Here is a 22,841-nt window from a genome sequence, read left to right as displayed (position 1 = left end):
GCACGGCCTGTCAGGACTCGGGCGGTTTCCTCGTGGCTAGAAATGGCTTGATCACCTCGGGCGTCACTCCTATTCGGGCATACTGCCAGGCCCATTGCGGTATGACTCCATGGGCACTCACATAACTGGCGAAATTCAGTCGGTTGTGCCCCACGAGCCCCGCTGAAAAATCGAAATTATAGAGGAGGTACTGCGCTTGCCTGGCGCTCATGTTGTAAGCATCCAGGATCAGCCGATGCGCCCGGGCCTCGTCCTGGGTCAGGCTGTCGATCAAGGCGCTCGCGAAGGTTAACTCGCTGTCGAGCGAACCGGGTCGGCTTAGCACAAAACGGATGTTGTCGTTGCTGAATTGTGGCCCCATCAGATCCAGCCAAATGCTCCGGGCGCTTGCGCGCGTGATCCCACGCATGGCGAGAATGGACGACCACAGGTCCGGCCTGTTGAACAGGACAGCGATCCGGCTATTGGAAAACGGCTGGCCCGGCGTACTGAACAACCTGGCGACAGCCGACAAGTCGCTGTCCCTCACGTATCGGGCCTCCAGCATATAGCCGGAGAACTCCAGCAGGGCCTTGCGATGCGTGAACAGGTTTTGCAGATTCCAATCGTCGAACGGCTGCATCCAACGAATATCAACGCTACCGTACAGCTCCAACTCGTCATAACGGCCCGTGAGATATTGGGCAATGAGTTCAAGCCGCGCATCGGATAAGCCAGGGGTGCGTATCCATTGCGCAAGCAGGTTCAAGGGGAACAGCCCGCCCAGGTTGGAAGCGATCAAGGGGGACTTGAGCAGGATGGTCGCCCGCCTCGACAAGATAGGGAATCGTTGGAGGGCGACAGTCAGCAGGTCGACCAAGTCCTCGGCCCGATCGTATTGGATGAATTGGGCCAACAGATCTTCATCGTCGAACATGCTGCGGCCGGTTTCCTCCTTGAACCTTGTCCCGACCTTCTTCAAGTCCCCACTGTCCACCAGATAGGCACCGTTGAGCGTGTTTTCGAGTTGGTCTTCAGTGAGGTGGCCATGCACGGCCTGGTCGTAGCGGACGTACGCCATGCTGTTCTTGGGGTGGTGATCGGTCAGGTCCCGGGCCCTGACCCCGTATTCGAGCATGATATGGAGCACGTCCTGGGAGAACATGAGGAACTCATTGTTGAGCAGTTCGGCCAATTCCGCAGGCTCGACAGGCGCCAGCAGCGTGTCCTGGAAAAAGCTGCGTAGGGACTGATCGTTCTGGGTGTAGTAGGGAATGCTGCTCAGCACCGGTCGCCCCGGAGCCCGGGGAGACACGAAGCTGCCGATGTGGCGCAACATTTCCGGTGGCAAGGCGGCGTCCGATGCCTGGTTCAATACCCGGCGCGCCATGTCGTCTGCATGCAGGTGCAAGAGCCTCAACAGCGGCTGAAACAGGTTATGCGGGTTACGCACCCCGTAGACAATCTGACTCAGGTCGAATACCGCCCCTTCGCCCAACAGGTTCTCCAAGGAACGGGCATTATCAACGAGCGCCTGCTGCAACCCGGTGGGCTGCGTCACCAGGTAATTGTTGAGTTCCGGGTGCTGATCGATGTAGGCGGCGGCTTCATTGCGCAGTCCCTGCATCGAAAACCTCGGCTGCGCCTGCCCATCGTTCAAGCCCCGCGCGAGGGCGTTGAAGAAGCAATCGCCGTCGGCCGCGAACGTGACGTCCGTATCGTCAGCCAGCCTCAAGGTATAATGGTTTTCCCCCGTGCGTATCAGCACCACGTCCGTGCTTGACCTGAGCGGATGCGTGCCCGATGGGTAGCTGCTTTCGTACTGCCCTGGGGTGAAACGCACGGTCCAATCCCGGTGCCCATGGCGTCGATCGATGATCAGCAGGCTGCGATTTCGCGGCCAACTCGCAATACGGGTGATGAACGAAGGCACCAGTTCCATGATCTGGACGTCCCATACCCCTGGCGTACGGATCAGGTCGGAAACGGCGCGAAGCGATGGCGCCGATTGCTTGGGATCTGAAGGGCCCGGCTGGGGAGAGCCTTGCGACGGCCGCTTGCCTCCTCCGCCCAGGCCATACCCTACGGCGCGCCACTCGCCATCGGGCCCACGCGCCACTGTGCTCCTCATCACCCCACTGGAGCGGATGCTCAACCCTGTGACCGGGTTGACGATGGTGGCTTCGGTGGCCTTCAGCGACGTATGGTCGTGCACCCGGAACACCGTCCCATCGGGTTGCCGTACATACACCTGGCGCGTGACGCGGCCCGTGGCGCCATCGGTGATGGCGGGGCGATAAAAGCCCCGGGCATCCGCTGACAGACCACGGAGCAATGCGGTATCCGTCACGGCATAACGGCGATACAGCGCGTCCTCCAAGGGCAATCCGAGCAGCGCTTCAGTCGAGTTCTGCCGAGCCGCTGCCGGCAGGAAAGTCCCCTGGCCTCGCACCTTGAATGGCACGCCGCCTAAGCCTGGCGACCGTCGGGTGTTCGCCACCGCGTGCACGAACATCAGCGTGTCCAGGTGCGTGGGCACGGCACCGGTCTTGAGCACCAGCAAGCCCGTTTTGACCGCACGCGTCAGCATCTGGAAACCGGGGATGAGCAGCAGGCCTGCCAGGTCCATGACCAGCTCCACCACCATCATCGCCAGTCTCATGGCGGTCTGGTGACTGATATCCCGGTTGCTGTTGGAACGGTGATCGGCATGGGCGCTGTGGAAATTGACGTGGGCCCGGTGAAAGTTCTCGAGAAAATTGCCAGTGATCAAAAAGCCCCGGACCATGGGACGACCACGATGCTGCCCCAATGCGCGCTTGATCTCCTCCGAGTCTAGGGTGGACATGCGCGAACGGAAATATTTGCGCCATTCTTCTTGTTGCAGCAATCCCGTGACGCCATCGCTCAGGTCTGAAAACTCATGGAAATCATCGCCATGAGGACTGTCCGGAAAATAGACACCCACCGTTCCCTTGAGTTGTGGTCCCGGCTGGTCTGAAAGAATCAACACACCGTCGATACTGATGGCGTTGCCCATCGTGCCGTGCTGCAAACCGACGGTGCCGCCCAGGAGAAGACCATGGACGCACACGTTTCGCCCGCCGACCAATGGGCGCTGGATGGCAGTGTGCGAGTGCAGTACCGCCTCCAGCCAAGCCGTGACCCGTTTCTGCGACCTGGGTGGACGCGAGTCGGGGTTGGTCACGGTGGCCTTGAATACTTCGTCGCCCCTGATCTCAGCCACATAGCCTTTGAACTCCAGGCTGGCCAGGTACGCCGCCTGCCAGGCCGCCTTGTATTGCGGTGCGTTCATCTGTTCACGAAGCAGGATTTCATAGTTGCCACCGGCATCGATGCTCGACGCCATCCTGGCCAGTTCGCTGCCTGTCACCGTGATCAGGAAACCGCTTGCCGGGTGCCGGACACGTTGTCCATGCCGATCGACCAGATCAACGGCCAGCACTTCTCTCATCGCGTTCGGGTACTGCGGCGCACGCAGATTATCGAGCATCAACTGCGTCAAGCTGCTGGTCCTGGACTGCCTCGGGTTGGCCCGATCGCCGAAGAACAGCCTGACCATGGTCCGGTCCGGATCCGGCTCTATGCGCGGGTGAATGGTTTGCTGAAGGTATTGCCGGATCTTCTGGCGGGTGAACTGCACCAGCGTCGGAACACCGCTTCCCAACGCATAGACGGCCTGCAATACCCGATCTTCGAGATGGCGATAGCGAGCCTGTTCGGCAAGCGTCGCGGCTTTATAGAAAGCCGGACGACGATTGTCCACCAGGGTTTTCTGGCGGGCCGCCAATGGCCCGGCCACCGACAACAAGGGCAAGCCAAGGGCATCTTCGGTTTGCCGAGCAAAGTCACCCACCGCCACCGTTGCGTTTCCTGGCGCATCCAAGACCTTGTCCAACGCCGCACTTTGCATCTGCAACAGGTCCGCCGCCGCCACTTCAAAAACATGCCCGGACAGTTCGACGGAAATGTCCTGGATCCTGCATGCCTGGCCCTCAAAGGTGGGGCGAACGTGTTTGACCAGGTCTTTGAAAGTGTTGAAGCGCTGAAGTCCATGCTCCAGGGAATAGAGGAACAGCGATGGCCGATCGGTAAATTTGATCACCATCGCGGCAGGCCATTTCTGCGGCTGCGCGGCGCCGCTATCGAGCCTGACCGCATAGACATGGGGAACCGGCGCTCGCAACAGGCGGCTTCTGTCCGCCTGGGAAGGACGGGTGGTGATGATGTCCAACAGACGGTCTTCATCGCCTAGCTGGATTCGCTCGTCCTGACTGAGTCGAGCGACAGGATCCCGATCGGCTTTGTAGAGGTCGAAAAGATGCAGGAAGCGCCGGGACAATAACTGCGCCAGGACGGCTTCGGTCGTGGTCGCCGCCGCCACGCCTGGCAACGCGTCCCAGTCCTTGCGTTGGTGAAAGAACGCCAATTCGTCACGGAACTGACGCTTCACCCGTTCATTCGTGGCTGGATGGATCACATAAAACACGGATTCCATGGCCCGCAACGTATGCTCGTCCAGCGGGCCGGCAAAGACGCTGTCGGCCTCATCCAGGGAATCCGGACGGGTGAAGAATCCGACGCTACCCTTCGGGAAGTCGGGCGCCGTGTCGCTGAGCAAACAGTTGCGCATGACGTGGGTAAAGCTGTCCGAGACGGTCAGGATCCGCCCACCGTCCGGGCCCGTGGTGAAGCGGCTCACATAGCATTGATCCGGTTCGATGTCCGGAAGCAGCGATGCACGAAATTTCTTGGCGGGAATCCTGGTCTTGAGCAGGCCGACCAGCAGCGCGCCCATCACCCTGTCGAAGGTGGGAACGGCTGCGAACAGATGAGTGAGCTGTACCTGGTGGGTGTCCAGCAAGTCCAGTTGCCTGAGCTGTTCCTTCGCCTGGGCTTCGATCGTTTCTGATTGAGGTATAGGTGACGCAGCACCCGGTTCATCCTTGGGGGAAATCGACATCTCAATGGTCCGGTTCTGATTGAAGAGTCCGGACCCTATCGCGCTGTTCGCCTTGAGATGACGTACATATGTATAGCGGGCTGTGGAACTGGGAGGGAAACGTAAGCTGATATTTATAGATAGCTGAAGTTCGCTATCGCGAGCAGGCTCGCTCCCATAGGGGAATGCATTCCAAATGTGGGAGCGAGCCTGCTCGCGATGACAATCGATCAGCCGACGGATTCGTTACCGGCTCACGCCAACTTCTGCGCCAGCACCGCAATGTGCTCCGGCCCAATCCCGCAGCAACCGCCCAAGTGACTGGCCCCACGTGTCTGCCAGTCCGCCGCCCATTGAAGGTAGCCCGGTGGATCGAGGTCTTCTCGCAGTGGGTCCAGCCCGTCGTTGGCGGTCGCCTCTTTGGGTTGCGGCGGGAAGGCATTGGCGTAGGCTCCGATGTGGATCCTCACCCCCAGACGCTCGAAGGTTTGTCGGGCGGCATCGATCGCAGCACCGATCACTTCCGGCTGGCTGCAGTTGAACAGCAACGCCTCGACACCCAGTTCGGCGGCAACGGCCGCGGCGTCCGCCACCGGCTCACCGGAACGCAGGCGCGGCACTTCGTCGGTGTCTTCATCCTTGAGGGTGAACGACAGCCAGAACGGCTTGCCATCCTGGGGCAATCCGGCGTGAATCGCCTTCGCTTCTACCGTCGAACTTTGAGTCTCGGCCAGCCACAGGTCGACATGGGGCGCCAAGCCGGTTACCAGAGGCGCCAGCAGCTCGCTGGCACGGGAAGCATCGAACAGATCAGGCCGATAGGAACCGAACAGCGGCGGCAGCGAGCCGGCAACCCGCACGGCTTTACCGGAGGCCTGCACCGCCCGCCGGGCCAGTTCGCCGGCCAACGCTGCCAGTGCCTGGCCTTCGGCGGCGAAGCGCGCTTCGCCAATGTGAAACGGCACGACTGCATAGCTGTTACTGGTAATGACATTGGCGCCGCTGGCAATGTAGGCCGCGTGCACGGCCTCTACGGCTTGAGGGGCTTCGCTCAGGGCCAACGCCGACCATTCGGGTTGCCTGAACGGTGCGCCCCGGCGTTGCAGTTCGCGGCCCATGCCGCCGTCGAGAATGACTGTCGTTGCTGAGCCCATATGCGATTCACTCATAAGCTTATGAAAATAACTCACTACCGGAGTTGTTCTTATAACTATTTAATACGCACTATTCAGCTAATCACAACCTGTATTTTCAGCCAGGGTCCTACATGAAACTTCAACCTTTGATGGCCCTGGGCCTGACTCTTCTGGCCGCCTCTTCGCAGGCGTTCGCCGGCACCACGCTGGACCGTATCGAGCAGAAAAAAGAACTGGTCGGCGTATTGATGGAAAGCTACCCGCCCTTCTCGTTTCTCAACGATCAGAACCAGCTCGACGGGTTCGATGTGGACGTGGCCAAAGCGGTGGCGCAGAAGCTGGGCGTGAAGCTGCGCCTGGAAACGCCGTCCTGGGACGTGATCGCCGCCGGACACTGGAGCGGGCGCTATGACATCTGCATCTGCTCGATGACGCCGAGCAAGGCTCGCGCCGAAGTCTTCGATTTCCCGGTGCAGTATTACGCCTCGCCGGCGGTGATCGTGGTTAACGCCAAGGACGACCGGATCCACGGCGCCAAGGACCTGAGCGACAAGAAAGTCGGCCTCACCAGTGCCTCCAGCTACGAGAGCTATCTGAACAAGAACCTGGTGATCGAAGGCGCCGAGGATACCCGGCTGAGCTATCCGTTCGACAACGTGCAGATCGCCCCATATGACACCGACAACGTAGCCTTCCAGGACTTGGGCTTGGGCGCAGGGGTGCGACTGGACGCGGTGTTGACCAACCTGGTGACCGCGCAGCCGCGCCTGACCGAAGACAAACGCTTCAAACTGGCCGGCGAGCCGCTGTACTCCGAACCGAACTCGGTGGCCATCGAAAAAGGCGACGCCCAGTGGGACAGCAAGGTGCGTGAAGTCTTCACCCAGTTGAAACAGGATGGCACCTTGAGCAGACTCTCGCAGAAATGGATCGGTGCCGACATCACTCAATGACCTCTTTCCAACCTCCTTCTCAGCCACCGCAACCGGTGGCTGAGTCGCGCCTGAAGAAAATCTTCGGTTTTCGCACCCGGTTGTACCTGACCTGGGCAGTCATGCTGGCGCTGTTCGCGAGTTTTTTCCTGGGTTTCGACCTGAAGTTCTCGATCATCCTGGACAAGTTGCCCAACCTGATCGGCCTGCACCTGGCACCCAATGGTTTTCTGCAGGGCGCAGTGCTGACATTGTTCCTGTGCCTGTGCTCGATCGTCGCGTCGTCATTGCTGGGCTTCATCACCGCCCTGGCACGACTGTCCAACAGCGCGGTGGCGTTCGGCATTGCCAGTTTCTATGCGTCGTTCTTCCGTGGCACGCCACTGCTGATCCAGATCCTGCTGATCTACCTGGGCTTGCCGCAACTGGGCGTTGTCCCGGGTGCCGTCACCGCCGGGATCATTGCCCTGTCGCTGAACTACGGCGCTTACCTGAGCGAAATTTTCCGCGCCGGCATCGTCGGCGTCCCCCACGGCCAACGCGAAGCCTCGCTGGCGCTGGGCTTGAGCGAAACCGTGATCTTCTGGCGCGTCACCCTGCCCCAGGCCATGCGCACCATCATCCCGCCGACCACCAACCAGTTCATCTCCATGCTCAAGGATTCCTCCCTGATCTCGGTGATGGGCGTCTGGGAAGTGATGTTCCTGGCGCAGTCCTACGGCCGCTCCAGCTATCGCTACATCGAAATGCTCACCACGGCGGCGATCATCTATTGGCTGATGTCCATCGCACTGGAGCTGATCCAGGCGCGGATGGAGCGGCATTACGGGAAGGCGTATCTCAAGCGCAGTTGACAGCCCCGTCGCTGTCAAACGGACCGTTCCGAGAGTGATGTAGGGCAATGCCACGTACCGTGAACGCTGACGCGACGAGGCTTTGTTCAACGCACGACCGGCCTACAGGCTTCGTCGTGATCTCTCGCCAGAGGCACAGCGATGGCCGGCATCGCGCTCCAGAGTGAATTTTTAAAGTGCGGACTCTGTTCACGAGAGGCCGCATTCAATGCCAATCCAACACGTATTCCCACCCCAATACCTCGCCTTGGCAATTGCCCTGGTGCTCGGTTGCGCCGACGTTTCGATGGCTCAATCCATTGTCGATGACGCCCTGCCCTCGCCCCCTGAAACAACCCTCCAGGTGCAGGCTCGCCTCAAGGCGTTCGCCAACGCACCCCAGACAATACCCACCAAGGTCACCAAGACCCTAAACGGCCCCAAGGGGCTCGCGCTGGAAAAGGGCGGCGACGACGATCTGGTGACCGTGAGCGGACGCGGCAAGCTCATCGGGCTGGTCGACGGCGGAGGCGGAATCAATGTCCTGCAACTGGACACCGTGGCCGGCGGTAAGCTGGATGAAATATGCAACTTCCAGGACCTGCATGCCAAGCGAGGGGAATGGTCGAACACCCTGGGCTTCGATGGCCGAAGCCTGATCGAGCCGAAGGCAAAGTTGATCAACACCGGGCATCTCGGTGGCGACGTGCACGTTCTCGGCGGCTTCGATAACCAGGGCACTGCCGCCAGAAGCATATTCGTGGCGCCCAACGCCTACATGACGAACTCGGGCACCGCCGGGGCCGTTGTAGTGGCAGAAACAGCCCGGTTCAGCGGCAGCGGAACGGTGGAGAGTCTCGACGTGGCGGGACTGTTGGAGGTCGGCCCGGCCATAGGGGCGCCTTCCATTGCAAAGGACTTCAAGCTATCGCAGGGCGCGACGCTCATCTACGGCGTCGATGCCCAGGGAGGCAGCGCCACGATCACGGTCGGGGGAACCGCGATCTTGAACAATGCGACGCTGAGGATCAGCACCGCATCGGGCGAGTATGTCGGCACCAGTGAACACACTGTGATCAATGCATCCAAGGTCGAAGGCGAATTCGGGCAGATCATCAGCGAACTGGCATTCATGACGGCGACGCCCCACTACCTGGGGACGCAGGTCGGTCTGACCTATGCCCGAAACGATGTTCCGCTTGAGGCCGTAGCGACTTCCGATAACGGGCGTGAATTCGCAGCCAGCATCGAAGAGCCACAGCCGGTTCAAGCAGCGACGCTACCCGGTGTGCAAGCGCCTGCCGTTACCTCACCCCCCAAACCTGCCGAGCCCGCAAAAACCACTCCCGTTGCGCAAATACCCGCCGCTCCGTTGCCAGTCGCCCAACCCGCCGCAAAACCCAACACCGCCATCAGCGCCTTGCTCGGCACCAACGCATTCATGGCCGCCGACGCTATCGACCAGCTCACGGGCCATGACACCGCAAACCTCGCCAACGCCACCTTGAGCAGCAACGCTCCGATCAGTCACGGGATGCTTTCAGCCATGGGCTGGAAGAATCCGGAAAGCGCGCCTATAGATGGTCAGATCTGGGTCCAGGCCATCGGCACCAGCGGCAGTATCGGTAGACAATCGAACAATGCTGCCCTCAAGCATTCGACAACGGGACTGATGCTGGGGACCGATTGGGCGGTTAGTCCTGAATGGCGCCTGGGCGTCATCGGCAGCAAGACGCAGACGCGGCTGGATGGCCACCGCTTCGACGGCGGACTCGACAGCTGGTACCTGGGCGCATACGCCCTGCGCCAGGATGGCCCGCTGGCGTTGCGCCTGGGTGCCGTTTATGGCGACCATGACGGCAGTACCAAACGTCACGTGGCCTTCAACGGTTTCAGTGATCGCCTCAGGGGTCGCTACGACGCCAATACGCAGCAGGTCTTTGGGCAGATGGGCTACCGCTTCGATCTCGCTCATGTCGAGGTCGAACCCTATGTCCATCTGGGTTACCAACGTTATCAACGTGACCGCTATCAGGAAAACGGCGGGGACGCTGCGTTGAAAGTCCATGGCCAGACCCAGGACGCGTACAGCAGCAACTTGGGCCTGCGCCTCGCCCGACCTTTTGTCCTGGATCGCGGTATGCAATGGACGCCCCGCCTGAATGTCGGCTGGAAACACCTCTACGGCAACGTCACCGGCCGTTCTCGCCAGGACCTGGTGAGCGGCGGCAATACCTATCGGGTGGAAGGCACCGAGCTGGACCGCGACAGCCTGCTCGTCGAAGCGGGATTGGACCTGGCTGTTTCGCCCTGGCACACGCTGGGCCTGGGCTATAGCGGTGAAACCGGCAATGACAACCGTAGCCAGGCGTTGATGGGACACTGGCGGATGATGTTCTGAGATCTTGGGGTAACGCCGCCTCTGTGGGAGCGGGCTTGCTCGCGAAAGCGATGTAACAGGCAACATGAAGGTTGGATGTGCTGACGTCTTCGCGAGCAAGCCCCACAAAGGCGACATCAGGCTAGCAGTGCACAAAAAAAAGGGGAGCACATGCCCCCCCGAGGTTAAAGCGTTGTATCGAGGCAGTCAGCTCAGCCTTCGATCTCGATCAGGATCTCGCCCGGATTGACCCGGTCGCCCTTGGCCACATGAATGGCGGTGACCTTGCCGGCGATGGCCGCCTGTACTTCGGTCTCCATCTTCATGGCTTCGGTGATCAGCACGGCCTGGCCGGCCTTCACCACGTCGCCTTCCTTGACCAGCACATCGACGATGTTGCCCGGCATGGTGGTGCTGACGTGGCCAGGTGCAGAGGCTTGCTTGCGCTTGCTGCTGCCGCCGCTGACGAATTCATTGAGCGGTTCGAACACCACTTCTTCCGGCATACCATCGATGGACAGGTAGAAGTGACGCTTGCCTTCGGCCTTGACGCCGACGCCGGTGATGTCGACGCGGTAGGTTTCGCCGTGAACGTCGATAACGAACTCGGTCGGTACACCTTCGCCGCCCGCCGAACTCACGCTGCCCGCCTCAGGGATCGGCAGCAGCACTTCCGGTGTCAGGGTGCCGGCTTCGCGCTCTTCCAGGAACTTGCGTCCGATGTCCGGGAACATGGCGTAAGTCAGCACGTCTTCTTCGGATTTGGCCAGTGCGCCGATCTCGCCGCGCAGCTTGGTCATTTCCGGCTTGAGCAGATCGGCCGGACGTACATCGATCACGTCTTCGCTGCCGATAGCCTGGCGACGCAGCTTCTCGTTCACTTCGCCCGGTGCCTTGCCGTAACCGCCTTGCAGGTAGAGCTTCACCTCATTGGTAATGGTCTTGTAGCGTTCGCCGGCCAGCACGTTGAAAAAGGCCTGGGTACCGACAATCTGCGAGGTCGGCGTGACCAACGGCGGGAAGCCGAGGTCTTCGCGCACCCGCGGGATTTCCGCCAGCACTTCGTTCATGCGGTTGAGTGCGCCTTGCTCTTTCAACTGGTTGGCGAGGTTGGAGATCATTCCGCCCGGCACCTGGTTGACCTGGACGCGGGTATCCACCGCCGTGAATTCGCTTTCGAACTGGTGGTACTTCTTGCGCACGGCGTAGAAATACAGGCCGATCTCCTGCAGCAGCTCCAGGTCCAGGCCGGTGTCGAACTCGCTGCCCTTGAGGGCCGCGACCATCGATTCGGTGCCAGGGTGGCTGGTGCCCCAGGCGAAGCTGGAAATGGCGGTGTCAATGTGGTCGGCGCCGTTCTCGACAGCCTTGAGCTGGCACATCGCGGCCAGGCCGGCGGTGTCATGGGAGTGGATGAACACCGGCAACGATTGCTCGGCCTTCAAGGCTTTCACCAGTTCGCCGGTGGCGTATGGGGTCAGCAAACCGGCCATGTCCTTGATCGCCACCGAGTCGCAACCCATGGCTTCCATTTGTTTGGCCTGGGCCACGAAAGCGTCGATGGTGTGCACCGGGCTGGTGGTGTAGGCGATGGTGCCCTGGGCATGCTTGCCTGCAGCCTTCACCGCCTCGATGGCCACGCGCAGGTTACGCACATCGTTCATCGCATCGAAAATACGGAACACATCGATGCCGTTGACCGCGGCCTTGGCCACGAATGCCTTGACCACGTCATCGCTGTAATGGCGATAGCCCAACAGGTTCTGGCCGCGCAGCAACATTTGCAGACGGGTGTTGGGCAGCGCGGCGCGCAGTTGGCGCAGGCGCTCCCACGGGTCTTCTTTCAGGAAACGCACGCAGGCGTCAAATGTCGCGCCGCCCCAGACTTCCAGCGACCAATAACCGACTTTGTCGAGCTTGTCGCAGATGGGCAGCATGTCTTCGGTGCGCATGCGGGTGGCGAGCAGCGATTGGTGGGCGTCGCGCAGGATTGTGTCGGTAACAAAGATCTTCTTGGACATATTCGGAACTCCTCATAGCTGCAAGCTTCGAGCCGCAAGCTACAAGTAAAAGCTGACCCGCTCTTACTTGAAGCTTGTAGCTCACAGCTCGCCGCTGTTGTTATAGGCCTGCGTGGGCGGCGATGGCGGCGGCGATGGCCAGGGCCAGCTCTTCGGGTTTGCGCTTGATCGAGTAATTGGTCAGTTCAGGGTGGCTTTCGACGAAGCTGGTGTTGAACTGGCCGCTGCGGAATTCCGGGTTACGCAGGATTTCCTGGTAGTACGCGGCAGTGGTCTTGACCCCCTGCAGGCGCATGTCATCCAGGGCACGCAGGCCTCGGTCCATGGCTTCTTCCCAGGTCAACGCCCAGACCACGAGCTTCAGGCACATCGAATCGTAGAACGGTGGAATGGTGTAGCCGGTGTAGATCGCCGTATCGGTGCGCACGCCGGGGCCACCCGGGGCGTAGTAGCGGGTGATCTTGCCGAAGCTGGGCAGGAAGTTGTTCTTCGGGTCCTCGGCGTTGATCCGGAACTGCAAGGCAAAGCCACGGTGCTGGATGTCTTCCTGCTTGACCGACAGCGGCAGTCCGGAGGCAATGCGGATCTGCTCGCGAACGATGTCGATACCGGTGATTTCTTCGGTGATGGTGTGCTCCACCTGCACCCGAGTGTTCATTTCCATGAAGTACACCTCGCCCTCGGCGAGCAGGAACTCCACGGTGCCGGCATTCTCATAGCCCACGGCCTTCGCGGCGCGCACCGACAGATCGCCGATGTAGGCGCGCTGCTCGGGCGTCAGTTGCGGGCTGGGGGCGATTTCGATCAGCTTCTGGTTGCGCCGCTGAATCGAGCAATCCCGTTCGAACAGATGCACCACGTTGCCGAAACTGTCACCCAGGATCTGCGCTTCGATGTGCTTGGGATTGACGATGCACTTTTCCAGGAACACCTCCGCCGAACCGAACGCCTTGGTGGCCTCGGAGATGACCCGCGGGAAAGCCTGTTCCAGTTCTTCGCGGCTGTTGCAGCGGCGGATACCCCGACCACCGCCGCCGGATGTGGCCTTGAGCATCACCGGGTAACCGATCCGGTCGCCCTCGGCCAAGGCCTCTTCGATGCCCGACACGTTGCCTTCGGTACCCGGCGTGACCGGCACGCCGGCCTTGATCATGCTGCGCCGCGCTTCGGTCTTGTCGCCCATGCGGCGAATGACTTCTGCCGCCGGACCAATGAATTTGATACCGCGTTCGGCGCAGATGTCCGCCAGCTCGGCGTTTTCTGAAAGAAAGCCATAGCCGGGATGCAAGGCATCGCAGCCGGTTTCGACAGCCAGGTTCACCAATTTGCGCGGGTTGAGGTAGCCGGCCAGCGGGTCAGCGCCGATGCTGTGGGCCTCATCCGCGCGCTTGACATGCAGAGCATGGCGATCAGCGTCGGAATAGACCGCGACCGAGCGAATGCCCATCTCGGCGCAAGCACGCACGATGCGGACGGCAATCTCACCACGGTTGGCGATCAAGATCTTTTTTATCAATTGGAGGTTCCCTTGAGCCGGTGATACCACGGCCTGAGGTTCAGGCCGACGCGTGACCAGATGTAACAGTTGGTCGCAGCACCACACTAGTCCCGGGCGTTGATTAACAAAAATGAATATTTATTGGGTCAGGCATAAGCAAAGACTTATAGTTTCACCATCAAATTCGAACCAGGGTGCCTAAAGGATGCGTAAGTCATTGATGCGTATGACATTGCGCCAACTGCAGATTTTCAACGAAGTGTGCGACCTGAGGTCCTACAGCCGCGCAGCCGATGAAATGTCTCTCACGCAGCCGGCCGTCAGCCTACAGATTCGATCCCTGGAAGAGCTGATTGGCCAACCGCTGTTTGAATATGTTGGCAAGAAGCTCTACATGACCGAAGCCGCTGAAGCCCTGCAACGGGCCAGCCGCGACATTTTCGGGCGCCTGGAAAACCTCGACATGCAACTGTCGGACATGCAGGGTTCGCTGCAAGGTCAACTGAAGCTGGCGGTGGAGTCCAGCGCCAAATATTTCGTGCCGCACCTGTTCGCCGCGTTCAAGCGCCAGCACCCGGAGGTCAACCTGAGCCTCACGGTGGTCAATCGCGGGCAAGTGATCCGTCGCCTCTCGGACAACCGGGACGACCTGGTGATCATGTCCATGGTCCCTCAGGACATGGGGTTGGAGTTCCTGCCCTTCCTCAACAATCCAATCGTGGCCGTGGCGCCGCCGGATCATCCGTTGTGCCACATGGGCCCGCTGCGCTTGCAGGATCTGGAGCCGTATACGTTGCTGCTGCGCGAGCCGGGATCAGGCACGCGGCTGGCCTGCGAGGAGTACTTCAAGGAGAAACGGGTGCATTTCACCCAGACACTGGAAGTGGCGTCAGCGGAGGCCCAGCGCGAGTGCGTGGTGGCGGGGCTGGGCGTGGCGCTGTTGACGCGCCACGCCGTGAGCCGGGAATTGTCGTCCGGCGCACTCATCGAGTTGCCGGTCGAGGAGTTGCCGCTGTACCGCAGTTGGTGCCTGGTACAGGCCAGGGCGAAACGCTTGTCGCCGGTGGCCCACGCCTTCCTGGCGTTCGTGCGTGGCGAACGGGCTCAGATCAGTGGCCTGGTTGGGCGTTTCGACGGGAAGCCGCCGGCGTTGCCTGCCAATAGTTGAATTCTGTGATGTCGGGGTATTCGCTGATTTCCGCCAGGAGCTGGCGCTGCTCATAACGGTCTTCGATCGCACGACGAAACGCCATGCGGCGCTGGTCTTCCTGTTGACGACGGGTTTTGACGGCGCTGCGCTCTTCGTAGGACTGGGTCATGTCGAGACTCCCAAGACGTATACGGGAGCTTTACGATGCAGGCGCGGGATGACGGTTTGGCAACGCGAGGGTTACAGAACGATGAATGTTGCTTTCAGCTGACAAGCCCTCTTGTAGCTTGCGACTCATGGCTTGCAGCTTCAGTCATCCAGCGCCTTCACCGACTTGGGCGACAGCCGCAGGCTGCGAAGGCTGCGCTTGACGCTCTTGAGGTGGTTGACCAGGCTCGGCCCGCGCGCCATGGCAACGCCCATCGCCAGCACATCGATCACCACCAGGTGAGCGATGCGCGAGGTCAGCGGCGTGTAGATCTCGGTGTCTTCGTGCACGTCGATGGCCAGGTTCACTGTCGAGAGTTCGGCCAACGGCGTCTGGCTCGGACACAGGGTAATCAGCGAGGCGCCGCTCTCGCGGACCAGGTTGGCGGTGATCAACAGATCCTTGGAGCGCCCCGACTGGGAAATGCAGATCGCGACATCGGTGGGCTTCAGGGTGACCGCCGACATGGCCTGCATGTGCGGATCGGAATAGGCGGCCGCGGTGAGCAACAGCCGGAAGAACTTGTGCTGTGCATCGGCCGCCACCGCGCCCGACGCGCCAAAGCCGTAGAACTCCACACGCTGGGCCTGGGACATGGCCGTGACCGCTTTTTGCAGCGCCACCGGATCGAGCTTCTCGCGAACCTCCATGAGGGTGTGCAGGGTGGTGTCGAAGATCTTCAGGCTGTAGTCGGCAACCGAATCGTCTTCATGGATCGCAAACTGGCCGAAGCTCGCGCCGGCCGCCAGGCTTTGCGCCAGCTTGAGTTTCAGGTCCTGGAAACCGGAGCAACCGATGGCGCGGCAGAAGCGCACGATGGTCGGTTCGCTGATGCCGACGCTGTGGGCAAGATCGGCCATGGAACTGTGCATCACGGCCGCAGGATCAAGCAGTACGTGATCGGCGACTTTCAGTTCCGATTTGCGCAGCAGGTGGCGTGATTGGGCGATGTGTTGCAACAGGTTCAAGGGGCTGGACTCTTGTTATTGGCGATGGCCGGGATGTAGCAAGTTTGTAGTTATACTACAGGAATTGCCTTTTTGCCCGCCCAATACGTAACTCGATGTCCAGATTTCATGCCGTATGCACGCCATGTAGCAGTCAGGCGCTATAAACCGTCTTCATTGGCCCGCAGCAAGGCTGCCAGATCCTCGGCCTCGACGGGACGGCTGATGAGATAGCCCTGGAGTTCGTCGCAACGTTCGGCTTTCAGGAATTCGAGCTGCCCCGGCCGCTCGACACCTTCGGCCACCACCTTGAGCGATAGCCCATGGGCCATGGCGATGATCGCCCGGGTGATGGCCGCGTCCTCGCCCCCCTCCTCCAGCCCACGGATGAACGCCTGGTCGATCTTCACGTAATCCACCGGGATGCGCTTGAGGTAACTCAGGGACGAATAGCCGGTACCAAAGTCGTCGATCGCCAGCTTGACCCCGAGGTCGCGCAACTGTTGGAAGGTGGCGATGATGTGCTCGACGCTGTCGAGCAATTGGCTCTCGGTGAGTTCCAGCTCCAGGTATTCGGGAGCCAGGCCGGTTTCTTCCAGCACTTGGCGCACGAGGCTGACGAGTTTGCCCTGGCGCAACTGATGCACCGACAGATTCACCGACACCCGGATCGGTGCAAGCCCCTGGCGCTGCCATTCGCACGCTTGCCAACAAGCCTGGCGCAGCACGAATTCGCCAATGGGCCCGATCAGCCCGGTCTCCTCGGCGAGGCCGATGAAATGTCCCGGCGGCACCCGGCCCATGGCCGGATGGTCCCAGCGCACCAGCGCTTCCGCCGCGTTCAGACGACCGCTCGCCAGGCACAGTTTGGGCTGGTAGAAAACCTTCAGCTGTTGTTCTTCCAGGGCCTTGCGCAGTTGGTTCTCCAGCTGCAGACGCTCCAGGGTACTGGCCTGGAGGCTGTCGGTGTAGAACTGGAAGTTGTTGCCACCCAGATGCTTGGCATGTTGCATGGCCATGTTCGCCTGGCTGACCAGCGTGGAAATATCCCGCGCATTGTCGGGCAACAGGCTGATGCCGATGGAGGCGCTGACCACCAGCTCGTGACCTTCGATGGTCTGTGGCAATCGCAACTTGGCGGACAAACGGGTTGCCATGCGCGCCAGGCTTGAGAGATTGCCATAGGCATCGAACAGCACCGCGAACTCATCGCCGGACAGCCGGGCGATGGTGTTGGCCTCCGGCAGGGCATTGATCAGGCGCCGGGCCATTTTCTGCAACAACTGGTCGGCAATGTCATGACCGAGGCTGTCATTGAGCAGTTTGAAGCGGTCCAGGTCGATGTGCAGCAAGGCCAGGCTGCGACGCCCTCCCTGACGCACCCGTTGTTGCGCTTCCTGAAGGCGTTCGCGGAACAACGAGCGATTCGCCAGTCCGGTCAACTCGTCGTAATGAGTGAGATAGCGCATCCGCTCCTCAGATTCGCGCCTGGCCGATAGATCGGCGAAAAAGCCTACGATGTGGCTGACGCTTCCCCGAGAATCCCGCACGATGCTCAGTTGCAGCCATTGCGGATACAACTCGCCATTGGCCCGCGCCTCCACCAGTTCACCCTGCCAGGTGCCGTCCTGCTTGAGTGCCTGGCGAATGACCGGATAGTGCCGGCGCGCATCGCGGCTGCACGGCAGGTCGACGACGTTGCGCCCCAGCATGTCCTCGACGTTGAAACCGGTAATCCGCGTGAATGCCTGGTTGGCGGCGAGCAGCGCGTAGTGGGGGTCAAAGATCACGATGCCTTCGCTGGCGGCCTCGAACACCGTGGCCGCCAGTTGCCGCTGCTGTTCCAGTTCCTTGCTGACGCTGATGTTTCTTCGGGTACCGACCATGCGCAATACACGGCCGCTGGCGCTGCGCTCCACGGCCCGGCCACGGTCTTCAATCCAGACCCAGTGGCCATCGCCGTGGCGGATGCGGTACTCGATCTGGTAGTCCTCACTGCGACCCTTGAGGTGTTCGACCAGGGCGCGCTTGAGCGCCGGCAGGTCTTGAGGGTGCAAGCGTGGCGTGAGGTGGCTGAGCATTGCCGTGATGTATTCCGGCTCCAGGCCCAGCAGTTCCTTGAGCTGGGTGTGATGGACTTCATCGGTCTGCAGGTTCCAGTCCCATAGCCCCAGCTCACTGGCCTTGAGCGCCAGAGCCAGGCGCGCCTCGCTCTTGCTCAAGGCTTGGCTGGCTGCCTGCAGTTCGAGGCTACGCTGGGCGACCCGTGCCTCGAGACTCACCTGGGCCGCACGCAGTTGTTCCTCGGCTAGACGACGCTGTTCGACTTCCCGTCCCAGGGCCCCGTTAAGCTGGGCACTGCGGATTTGCGTCTGTTGCAGGTGCTCGATCAGCGCCTGATTCTGAAAACGTCGCAGCATGCCGCTTTGCATCAGGCGATTGACCTGCCAGGCCACCACGCTCAGGGACACCAGCACCACCAGGCCGAGCCAACCCCATCCGCGCTGCTGTTCGTCACCACCCCAGAAAAGGAAGCCGATGGCCGGCAACAGGCAGGGCAAGGTAAAGGACAGAAAGGCTGGGAGGCTCACGGCATAGGCAACACTGGCCGACAGGGTGGCTGCGCCAATCAGGCCAAACACCCAGGCTTGTTGCTGGAAGCTGTCGGCTGGGACCAGGGCAATGCCGGCACCGGCCAGCGTCAGCCCAGTCATCGCCGAACCGAGCAGGAACATGCGCAACCAGATCGGGTGCGCCTGGCGGCTGGGTATCGCCGAATCGAAGGCGGCTACCTGTATCACCCGCAGGGCCACCAGCGACAACAGCCAGATCAGCCATACACTGACCAGGACATAGCGCGACGGCTCCCACAACAGGGCGGCACAGACCAGGCCGTTGACCAGCATGAACAATGTGGGCAGCAGCGAGCCCTGGTACAGCAACCGTGTACGCTCTACAGCCATCTCCGTGGCGTACTGCTTGCAGATGACCCGCGGCTCCACACAGGGGCCCGCCAGATCGGAATTGAGGGTCATAGGCAGTGTTCTTGTTCTTGGGGGCACGGAGAACCCGAAACGAGCACCGAGCATACACAAGCCAGGGGCCATCCCACACTGTTCCCGATCACAAAAATATCTAAAAATGTCGCTATTTCGTTGGACGCCGAGCGCTTCGAGCATGCTTCGTCGGTGCTTGCGCCCATGACTTACCAGTCATCCCAATCGGTCTTTTTATCGGCTGAGGCAAAGCTTGGTTTGCCCGGGGTGGCGCCGCACCCTAGAATGCGCCGATGCGCGATGATCTCTCCCTTCTGCTGAACTCCCTCAACGATGCCCAACGCCAGGCCGTAGCGGCCTCCGTGGGTCGACAGTTGGTCCTGGCCGGTGCCGGTTCCGGTAAAACCCGGGTGCTGGTGCACCGTATCGCCTGGTTGATCCAGGTCGAGAACGCCTCGCCCCATTCGATCCTGTCAGTGACCTTCACCAACAAGGCCGCTGCCGAGATGCGCCACCGCATCGAGCAATTGATGGGCATCAACCCGGCCGGCATGTGGGTCGGCACCTTCCACGGCCTGGCGCACCGCCTGTTGCGGGCCCATTGGCAGGAAGCCGGCCTGAGCCAGACCTTCCAGATCCTGGACAGCGACGACCAGCAGCGGCTGGTCAAGCGGGTGATCCGCGAGCTGGGGCTCGACGAACAGCGTTGGCCGGCCCGCCAGGCCCAATGGTTCATCAACGGCCAGAAGGACGAAGGTCTGCGTCCACAACACATCCAGGCCAGCGGCGACCTGTTCCTGGCGACCATGCGCAGCATCTACGAAGCCTACGAGGCCGCGTGCCAGCGCGCCGGGGTCATCGACTTTTCCGAACTGCTGCTGCGGGCATTGGACCTCTGGCGTGACCATCCAGGGCTGCTGGCGCACTATCAGAAGCGTTTCCGCCATGTGCTGGTGGACGAGTTCCAGGACACCAACGCCGTGCAATACGCCTGGTTGCGCCTGCTGGCCAAAGGCGGCGACAGCCTGATGGTGGTGGGCGACGACGATCAGTCGATCTACGGCTGGCGCGGTGCCAAGATCGAGAACATTCATCAATACTCGGCGGATTTTCCTGACGCCGAAGTGATCCGCCTGGAACAGAATTACCGCTCCACTGCCGGTATCCTCAAGGCCGCCAACGCCCTGATCGCCAACAACACCGGGCGCCTGGGCAAGGAGTTGTGGACCGACGGCAGTGAAGGCGAAGCCATCAACCTCTATGCCGCCTTCAACGAACACGATGAAGCCCGCTACGTGGTGGAAACCATCGAGAGCGCGCTGAAGACCGGCCTGGCCCGCAGCGACATCGCCATCCTGTATCGCTCCAACGCCCAGTCGCGGGTATTGGAAGAAGCATTGTTGCGCGAGCGGATCCCGTACCGCATCTATGGCGGCCAACGTTTCTTCGAGCGCGCCGAAATCAAGAACGCCATGGCCTACCTGCGCCTGCTGGAAGGCCGTGGCAACGACGCAGCCCTGGAACGGGTGATCAACGTACCAACCCGGGGCATCGGCGAGAAAACCGTCGAAGCGATCCGCGATCATGCACGCCACAGCCACGTATCCATGTGGGAAGCCATGCGCCAGCTGGTGACCAACAAGGGCGTGACCGGGCGTGCCGCCGGTGCTCTGAAGGCTTTCATGGACCTCATCGAGGACCTGGCCGCCAAATGCGCGGAGATGCCGCTGCACTTGATGACCCAGACGGTCATCGAGCAGTCCGGCCTGATTGCCTATCACGAAGCGGAAAAAGGCGAGAAAGGACAGGCCCGGGTAGAAAACCTCGAGGAACTGGTCAGCGCCGCCCGCAACTTTGAGAACACCGAAGAAGACGCGGACCTGTCGCCCTTGTCGGCCTTCCTCGGCCACGCCTCCCTGGAGGCCGGCGACACCCAGGCCGAGGAACACGAAGACAGCATCCAGTTGATGACCCTGCACAGCGCCAAGGGCCTGGAATTCCCCTATGTGTTCCTGGTGGGCATGGAAGAGGGCCTGTTCCCCCACAAGATGAGCCTGGAAGAACCGGGGCGCCTGGAAGAGGAACGCCGCCTGGCCTATGTCGGCATTACCCGTGCGATGCAGAACCTGGTGTTGACCTACGCCGAAACCCGACGTTTGTATGGCAGCGAGACCTACAACAAGGTGTCGCGCTTCGTACGTGAAGTGCCGAAAGGCCTGATCCAGGAAGTGCGCCTGTCCAACAGTGTCAGCCGTCCGTTCGGTGGCAGCCAGCAGCACGGCACCAGCAGCCTGTTCGGCGGCAGCGACATCCCGGAGACCGGCTTCAGCCTCGGCCAGGCCGTGCGCCACTCGGTGTTCGGCGATGGCGTGATCCTCAATTTCGAAGGCGCCGGCGCCCAGGCCCGGGTGCAGGTGAATTTCAGCGAAGGCAGCAAATGGCTGATGCTGGGGTACGCCAAGCTCGAGGCGATCTAGAAGGATTTCCCGAGACTTCATGTGTGAGCGAGCCTGCTCGCGATAGCGTAATGTCAGCCAACATCAATGTTGCCTGATTCACCGCCATCGCGAGCAGGCTCGCTCCCACAATGACCTTTCAGCACCTGGCTGCTTTCCGATAGAACTTGTCCCCCTTTCCTACAGCCCAAAGCGAACAGGCCCTCTTGCGCCTCTGAAGCTGAACCTAAGCTGTCACGCAAAAGCCCGAAACACTCTGACGCTAGCCAGCAACAGTTCACCTGTGCAACATGGCGCGCGTGCTACTCACAAATGGGAATGCCTTTATATGAAACGTTTTCTGAGCATCGCCATGGCGTTGTGCATCGGCCTGACGATGGCCATCGACGCCAATGCCGCCAAGCGCTTTGGCGGTGGTAAAAGTGCGGGTGCAGCCCCGACTCACCAGACCAGCCAGATGGCACCGTCTTCGGCAGCCGGTCCGACTGCCGCCACCGCAGGCGCAGCCGGTGCCGCTGGCGCTGCCACCAAGGCCGGCGGTGCTTCGCGCTGGCTCGGCCCCCTGGCCGGCATCGCCGCCGGCGGCCTGCTGGCCTCCATGTTCATGGGTGGCGGCTTCCAGGGCATGCAGATCTTCGACATCCTGATCCTGGGAGTCATTGCCTTCCTGGTGTTCCGCTTCATTGCCGCCCGTCGTCGCAAACAGCAGGAGCAGTACGCTCCGGCCGGTCATGCGCCGATGCAGCGTGAAACCTTCAACCAGCAACCTGCCGGTGGCTCGATCTTCGGCGGTTCGGCAGCTCCAGTGGCCGCCCGTCCGGTGATCAATGCCCCCGCCTGGTTCAACGAAAAGAACTTCGTCGAGGCCGCGCGCACCCACTTCCACTCCCTGCAGCAACATTGGGACGCGAACGAGATGGACAAGATCGCCGAGTTCGTGACCCCGCAAATGCTGGAGTTCCTCAAGCGCGAACGTGCTGACCTGGGTGATGGCTACCAGTCCACCTACATCGACAACCTTCAGGTGCAGTTGGACGGTGTCGATGATCGCGCCGACAAGACCATCGCCACTCTGACCTTCAGCGGTGTCTCGAAGGACTCTCGCTTCGACCAGGGCGAAGCCTTCAGCGAAAGCTGGAACATGGAGCGTGCCCAGGGCGAAAACCAGCCTTGGTTGGTGGCAGGTATTCGCCAGAACGGTTGAACCTTTGCGCGTTTCACCTGTTGAAATAAGAGAACCCCGGCTCAAGCCGTAATGCTGTTCACTTAAGCATTTGAGTCCAAGCCGGGCTTTCTAGAAAATCCGATACCAGTCCTCTGGTATCGGATTTTTTATGCCCAT

Annotated in this window: 13 protein-coding genes; 6 read left to right on the top strand and 7 right to left on the bottom strand. The window is 61.0% G+C overall.

What is annotated here, in order from left to right; translation table 11 throughout:
• Positions 1-10: 10 nt before the first annotated feature.
• Complete coding sequence (locus FBY02_RS28405; protein ID WP_256662528.1) at positions 11-4,963, bottom strand: OTU domain-containing protein; 4,953 nt, start codon at positions 4,961-4,963, stop codon at positions 11-13.
• 233 nt (positions 4,964-5,196) lie between these two features.
• Complete coding sequence (locus FBY02_RS15560; RefSeq protein ID WP_144928969.1) at positions 5,197-6,096, bottom strand: homocysteine S-methyltransferase family protein; 900 nt, start codon at positions 6,094-6,096, stop codon at positions 5,197-5,199.
• Positions 6,097-6,209: 113 nt separating this feature from the next.
• On the opposite strand from FBY02_RS15560, the gene FBY02_RS15555 reads away from it, so the two are divergent.
• The 3 genes from FBY02_RS15555 (at position 6,210) to FBY02_RS15545 (ending at position 10,244) form a co-directional block, all read left to right on the top strand.
• Positions 6,210-7,031 carry an ABC transporter substrate-binding protein gene (locus FBY02_RS15555; protein ID WP_144928967.1) on the top strand — a complete coding sequence of 274 codons (822 nt, stop codon included), beginning with the start codon at positions 6,210-6,212 and terminating at the stop codon, positions 7,029-7,031.
• Positions 7,028-7,864, top strand: coding sequence for an amino acid ABC transporter permease (locus FBY02_RS15550; protein WP_144928965.1), 837 nt, complete (start codon positions 7,028-7,030; stop codon positions 7,862-7,864). The genes FBY02_RS15555 and FBY02_RS15550 overlap by 4 nt, the downstream gene beginning before the upstream one ends.
• Positions 7,865-8,072: 208 nt before the next feature.
• Entirely contained in the window at positions 8,073-10,244 is a 2,172-nt protein-coding gene (locus tag FBY02_RS15545) for an autotransporter domain-containing protein (protein ID WP_144928963.1), read from the top strand.
• Positions 10,245-10,435: 191 nt separating this feature from the next.
• Here the strand turns inward: FBY02_RS15545 and oadA are convergent, their stop codons facing one another.
• Complete coding sequence (gene oadA / locus FBY02_RS15540; protein WP_144928961.1) at positions 10,436-12,244, bottom strand: sodium-extruding oxaloacetate decarboxylase subunit alpha; 1,809 nt, start codon at positions 12,242-12,244, stop codon at positions 10,436-10,438.
• A 100-nt stretch (positions 12,245-12,344) separates the two neighbouring features.
• Positions 12,345-13,760: an acetyl-CoA carboxylase biotin carboxylase subunit gene (locus FBY02_RS15535; RefSeq protein WP_024777837.1), complete on the bottom strand. Its 1,416-nt coding sequence runs from the start codon at positions 13,758-13,760 to the stop codon at positions 12,345-12,347.
• A 187-nt stretch (positions 13,761-13,947) separates the two neighbouring features.
• Here FBY02_RS15535 and FBY02_RS15530 point away from each other — a divergent pair, with 187 nt between their 5' ends.
• The gene (locus tag FBY02_RS15530; RefSeq protein ID WP_144928959.1) at positions 13,948-14,910 is read left to right on the top strand and encodes a LysR family transcriptional regulator; all 963 of its coding nucleotides are present in this window, start codon (positions 13,948-13,950) and stop codon (positions 14,908-14,910) included.
• On the opposite strand, the gene FBY02_RS15525 is transcribed toward FBY02_RS15530, so the two are convergent.
• From FBY02_RS15525 to FBY02_RS15515, 3 genes are all read right to left on the bottom strand, one after another.
• The gene (locus FBY02_RS15525; protein ID WP_047703881.1) at positions 14,852-15,061 is read right to left on the bottom strand and encodes a PA3496 family putative envelope integrity protein; all 210 of its coding nucleotides are present in this window, start codon (positions 15,059-15,061) and stop codon (positions 14,852-14,854) included. The genes FBY02_RS15530 and FBY02_RS15525 overlap by 59 nt on opposite strands.
• Positions 15,062-15,201: 140 nt before the next feature.
• Positions 15,202-16,068, bottom strand: coding sequence for a transcriptional regulator HexR (gene hexR, locus FBY02_RS15520; protein WP_003187110.1), 867 nt, complete (start codon positions 16,066-16,068; stop codon positions 15,202-15,204).
• A 140-nt stretch (positions 16,069-16,208) separates the two neighbouring features.
• Positions 16,209-19,082 (bottom strand): bifunctional diguanylate cyclase/phosphodiesterase, encoded by a 2,874-nt coding sequence (locus FBY02_RS15515; RefSeq protein WP_144928957.1) that lies wholly within the window; start codon positions 19,080-19,082, stop codon positions 16,209-16,211.
• A 254-nt stretch (positions 19,083-19,336) separates the two neighbouring features.
• Here FBY02_RS15515 and uvrD point away from each other — a divergent pair, with 254 nt between their 5' ends.
• Entirely contained in the window at positions 19,337-21,520 is a 2,184-nt protein-coding gene (uvrD, locus tag FBY02_RS15510) for a DNA helicase II (protein WP_144928955.1), read from the top strand.
• 307 nt (positions 21,521-21,827) lie between these two features.
• Positions 21,828-22,703: a Tim44 domain-containing protein gene (locus FBY02_RS15505; protein ID WP_144928953.1), complete on the top strand. Its 876-nt coding sequence runs from the start codon at positions 21,828-21,830 to the stop codon at positions 22,701-22,703.
• Positions 22,704-22,841: the final 138 nt, after the last annotated feature.

This window comes from Pseudomonas sp. SJZ078 (genome assembly GCF_007828255.1).
Taxonomy (GTDB): domain Bacteria; phylum Pseudomonadota; class Gammaproteobacteria; order Pseudomonadales; family Pseudomonadaceae; genus Aquipseudomonas.
Note: the sequence above shows the minus strand (reverse complement) of the source record. Positions and strands in the feature narration are given on the sequence as shown.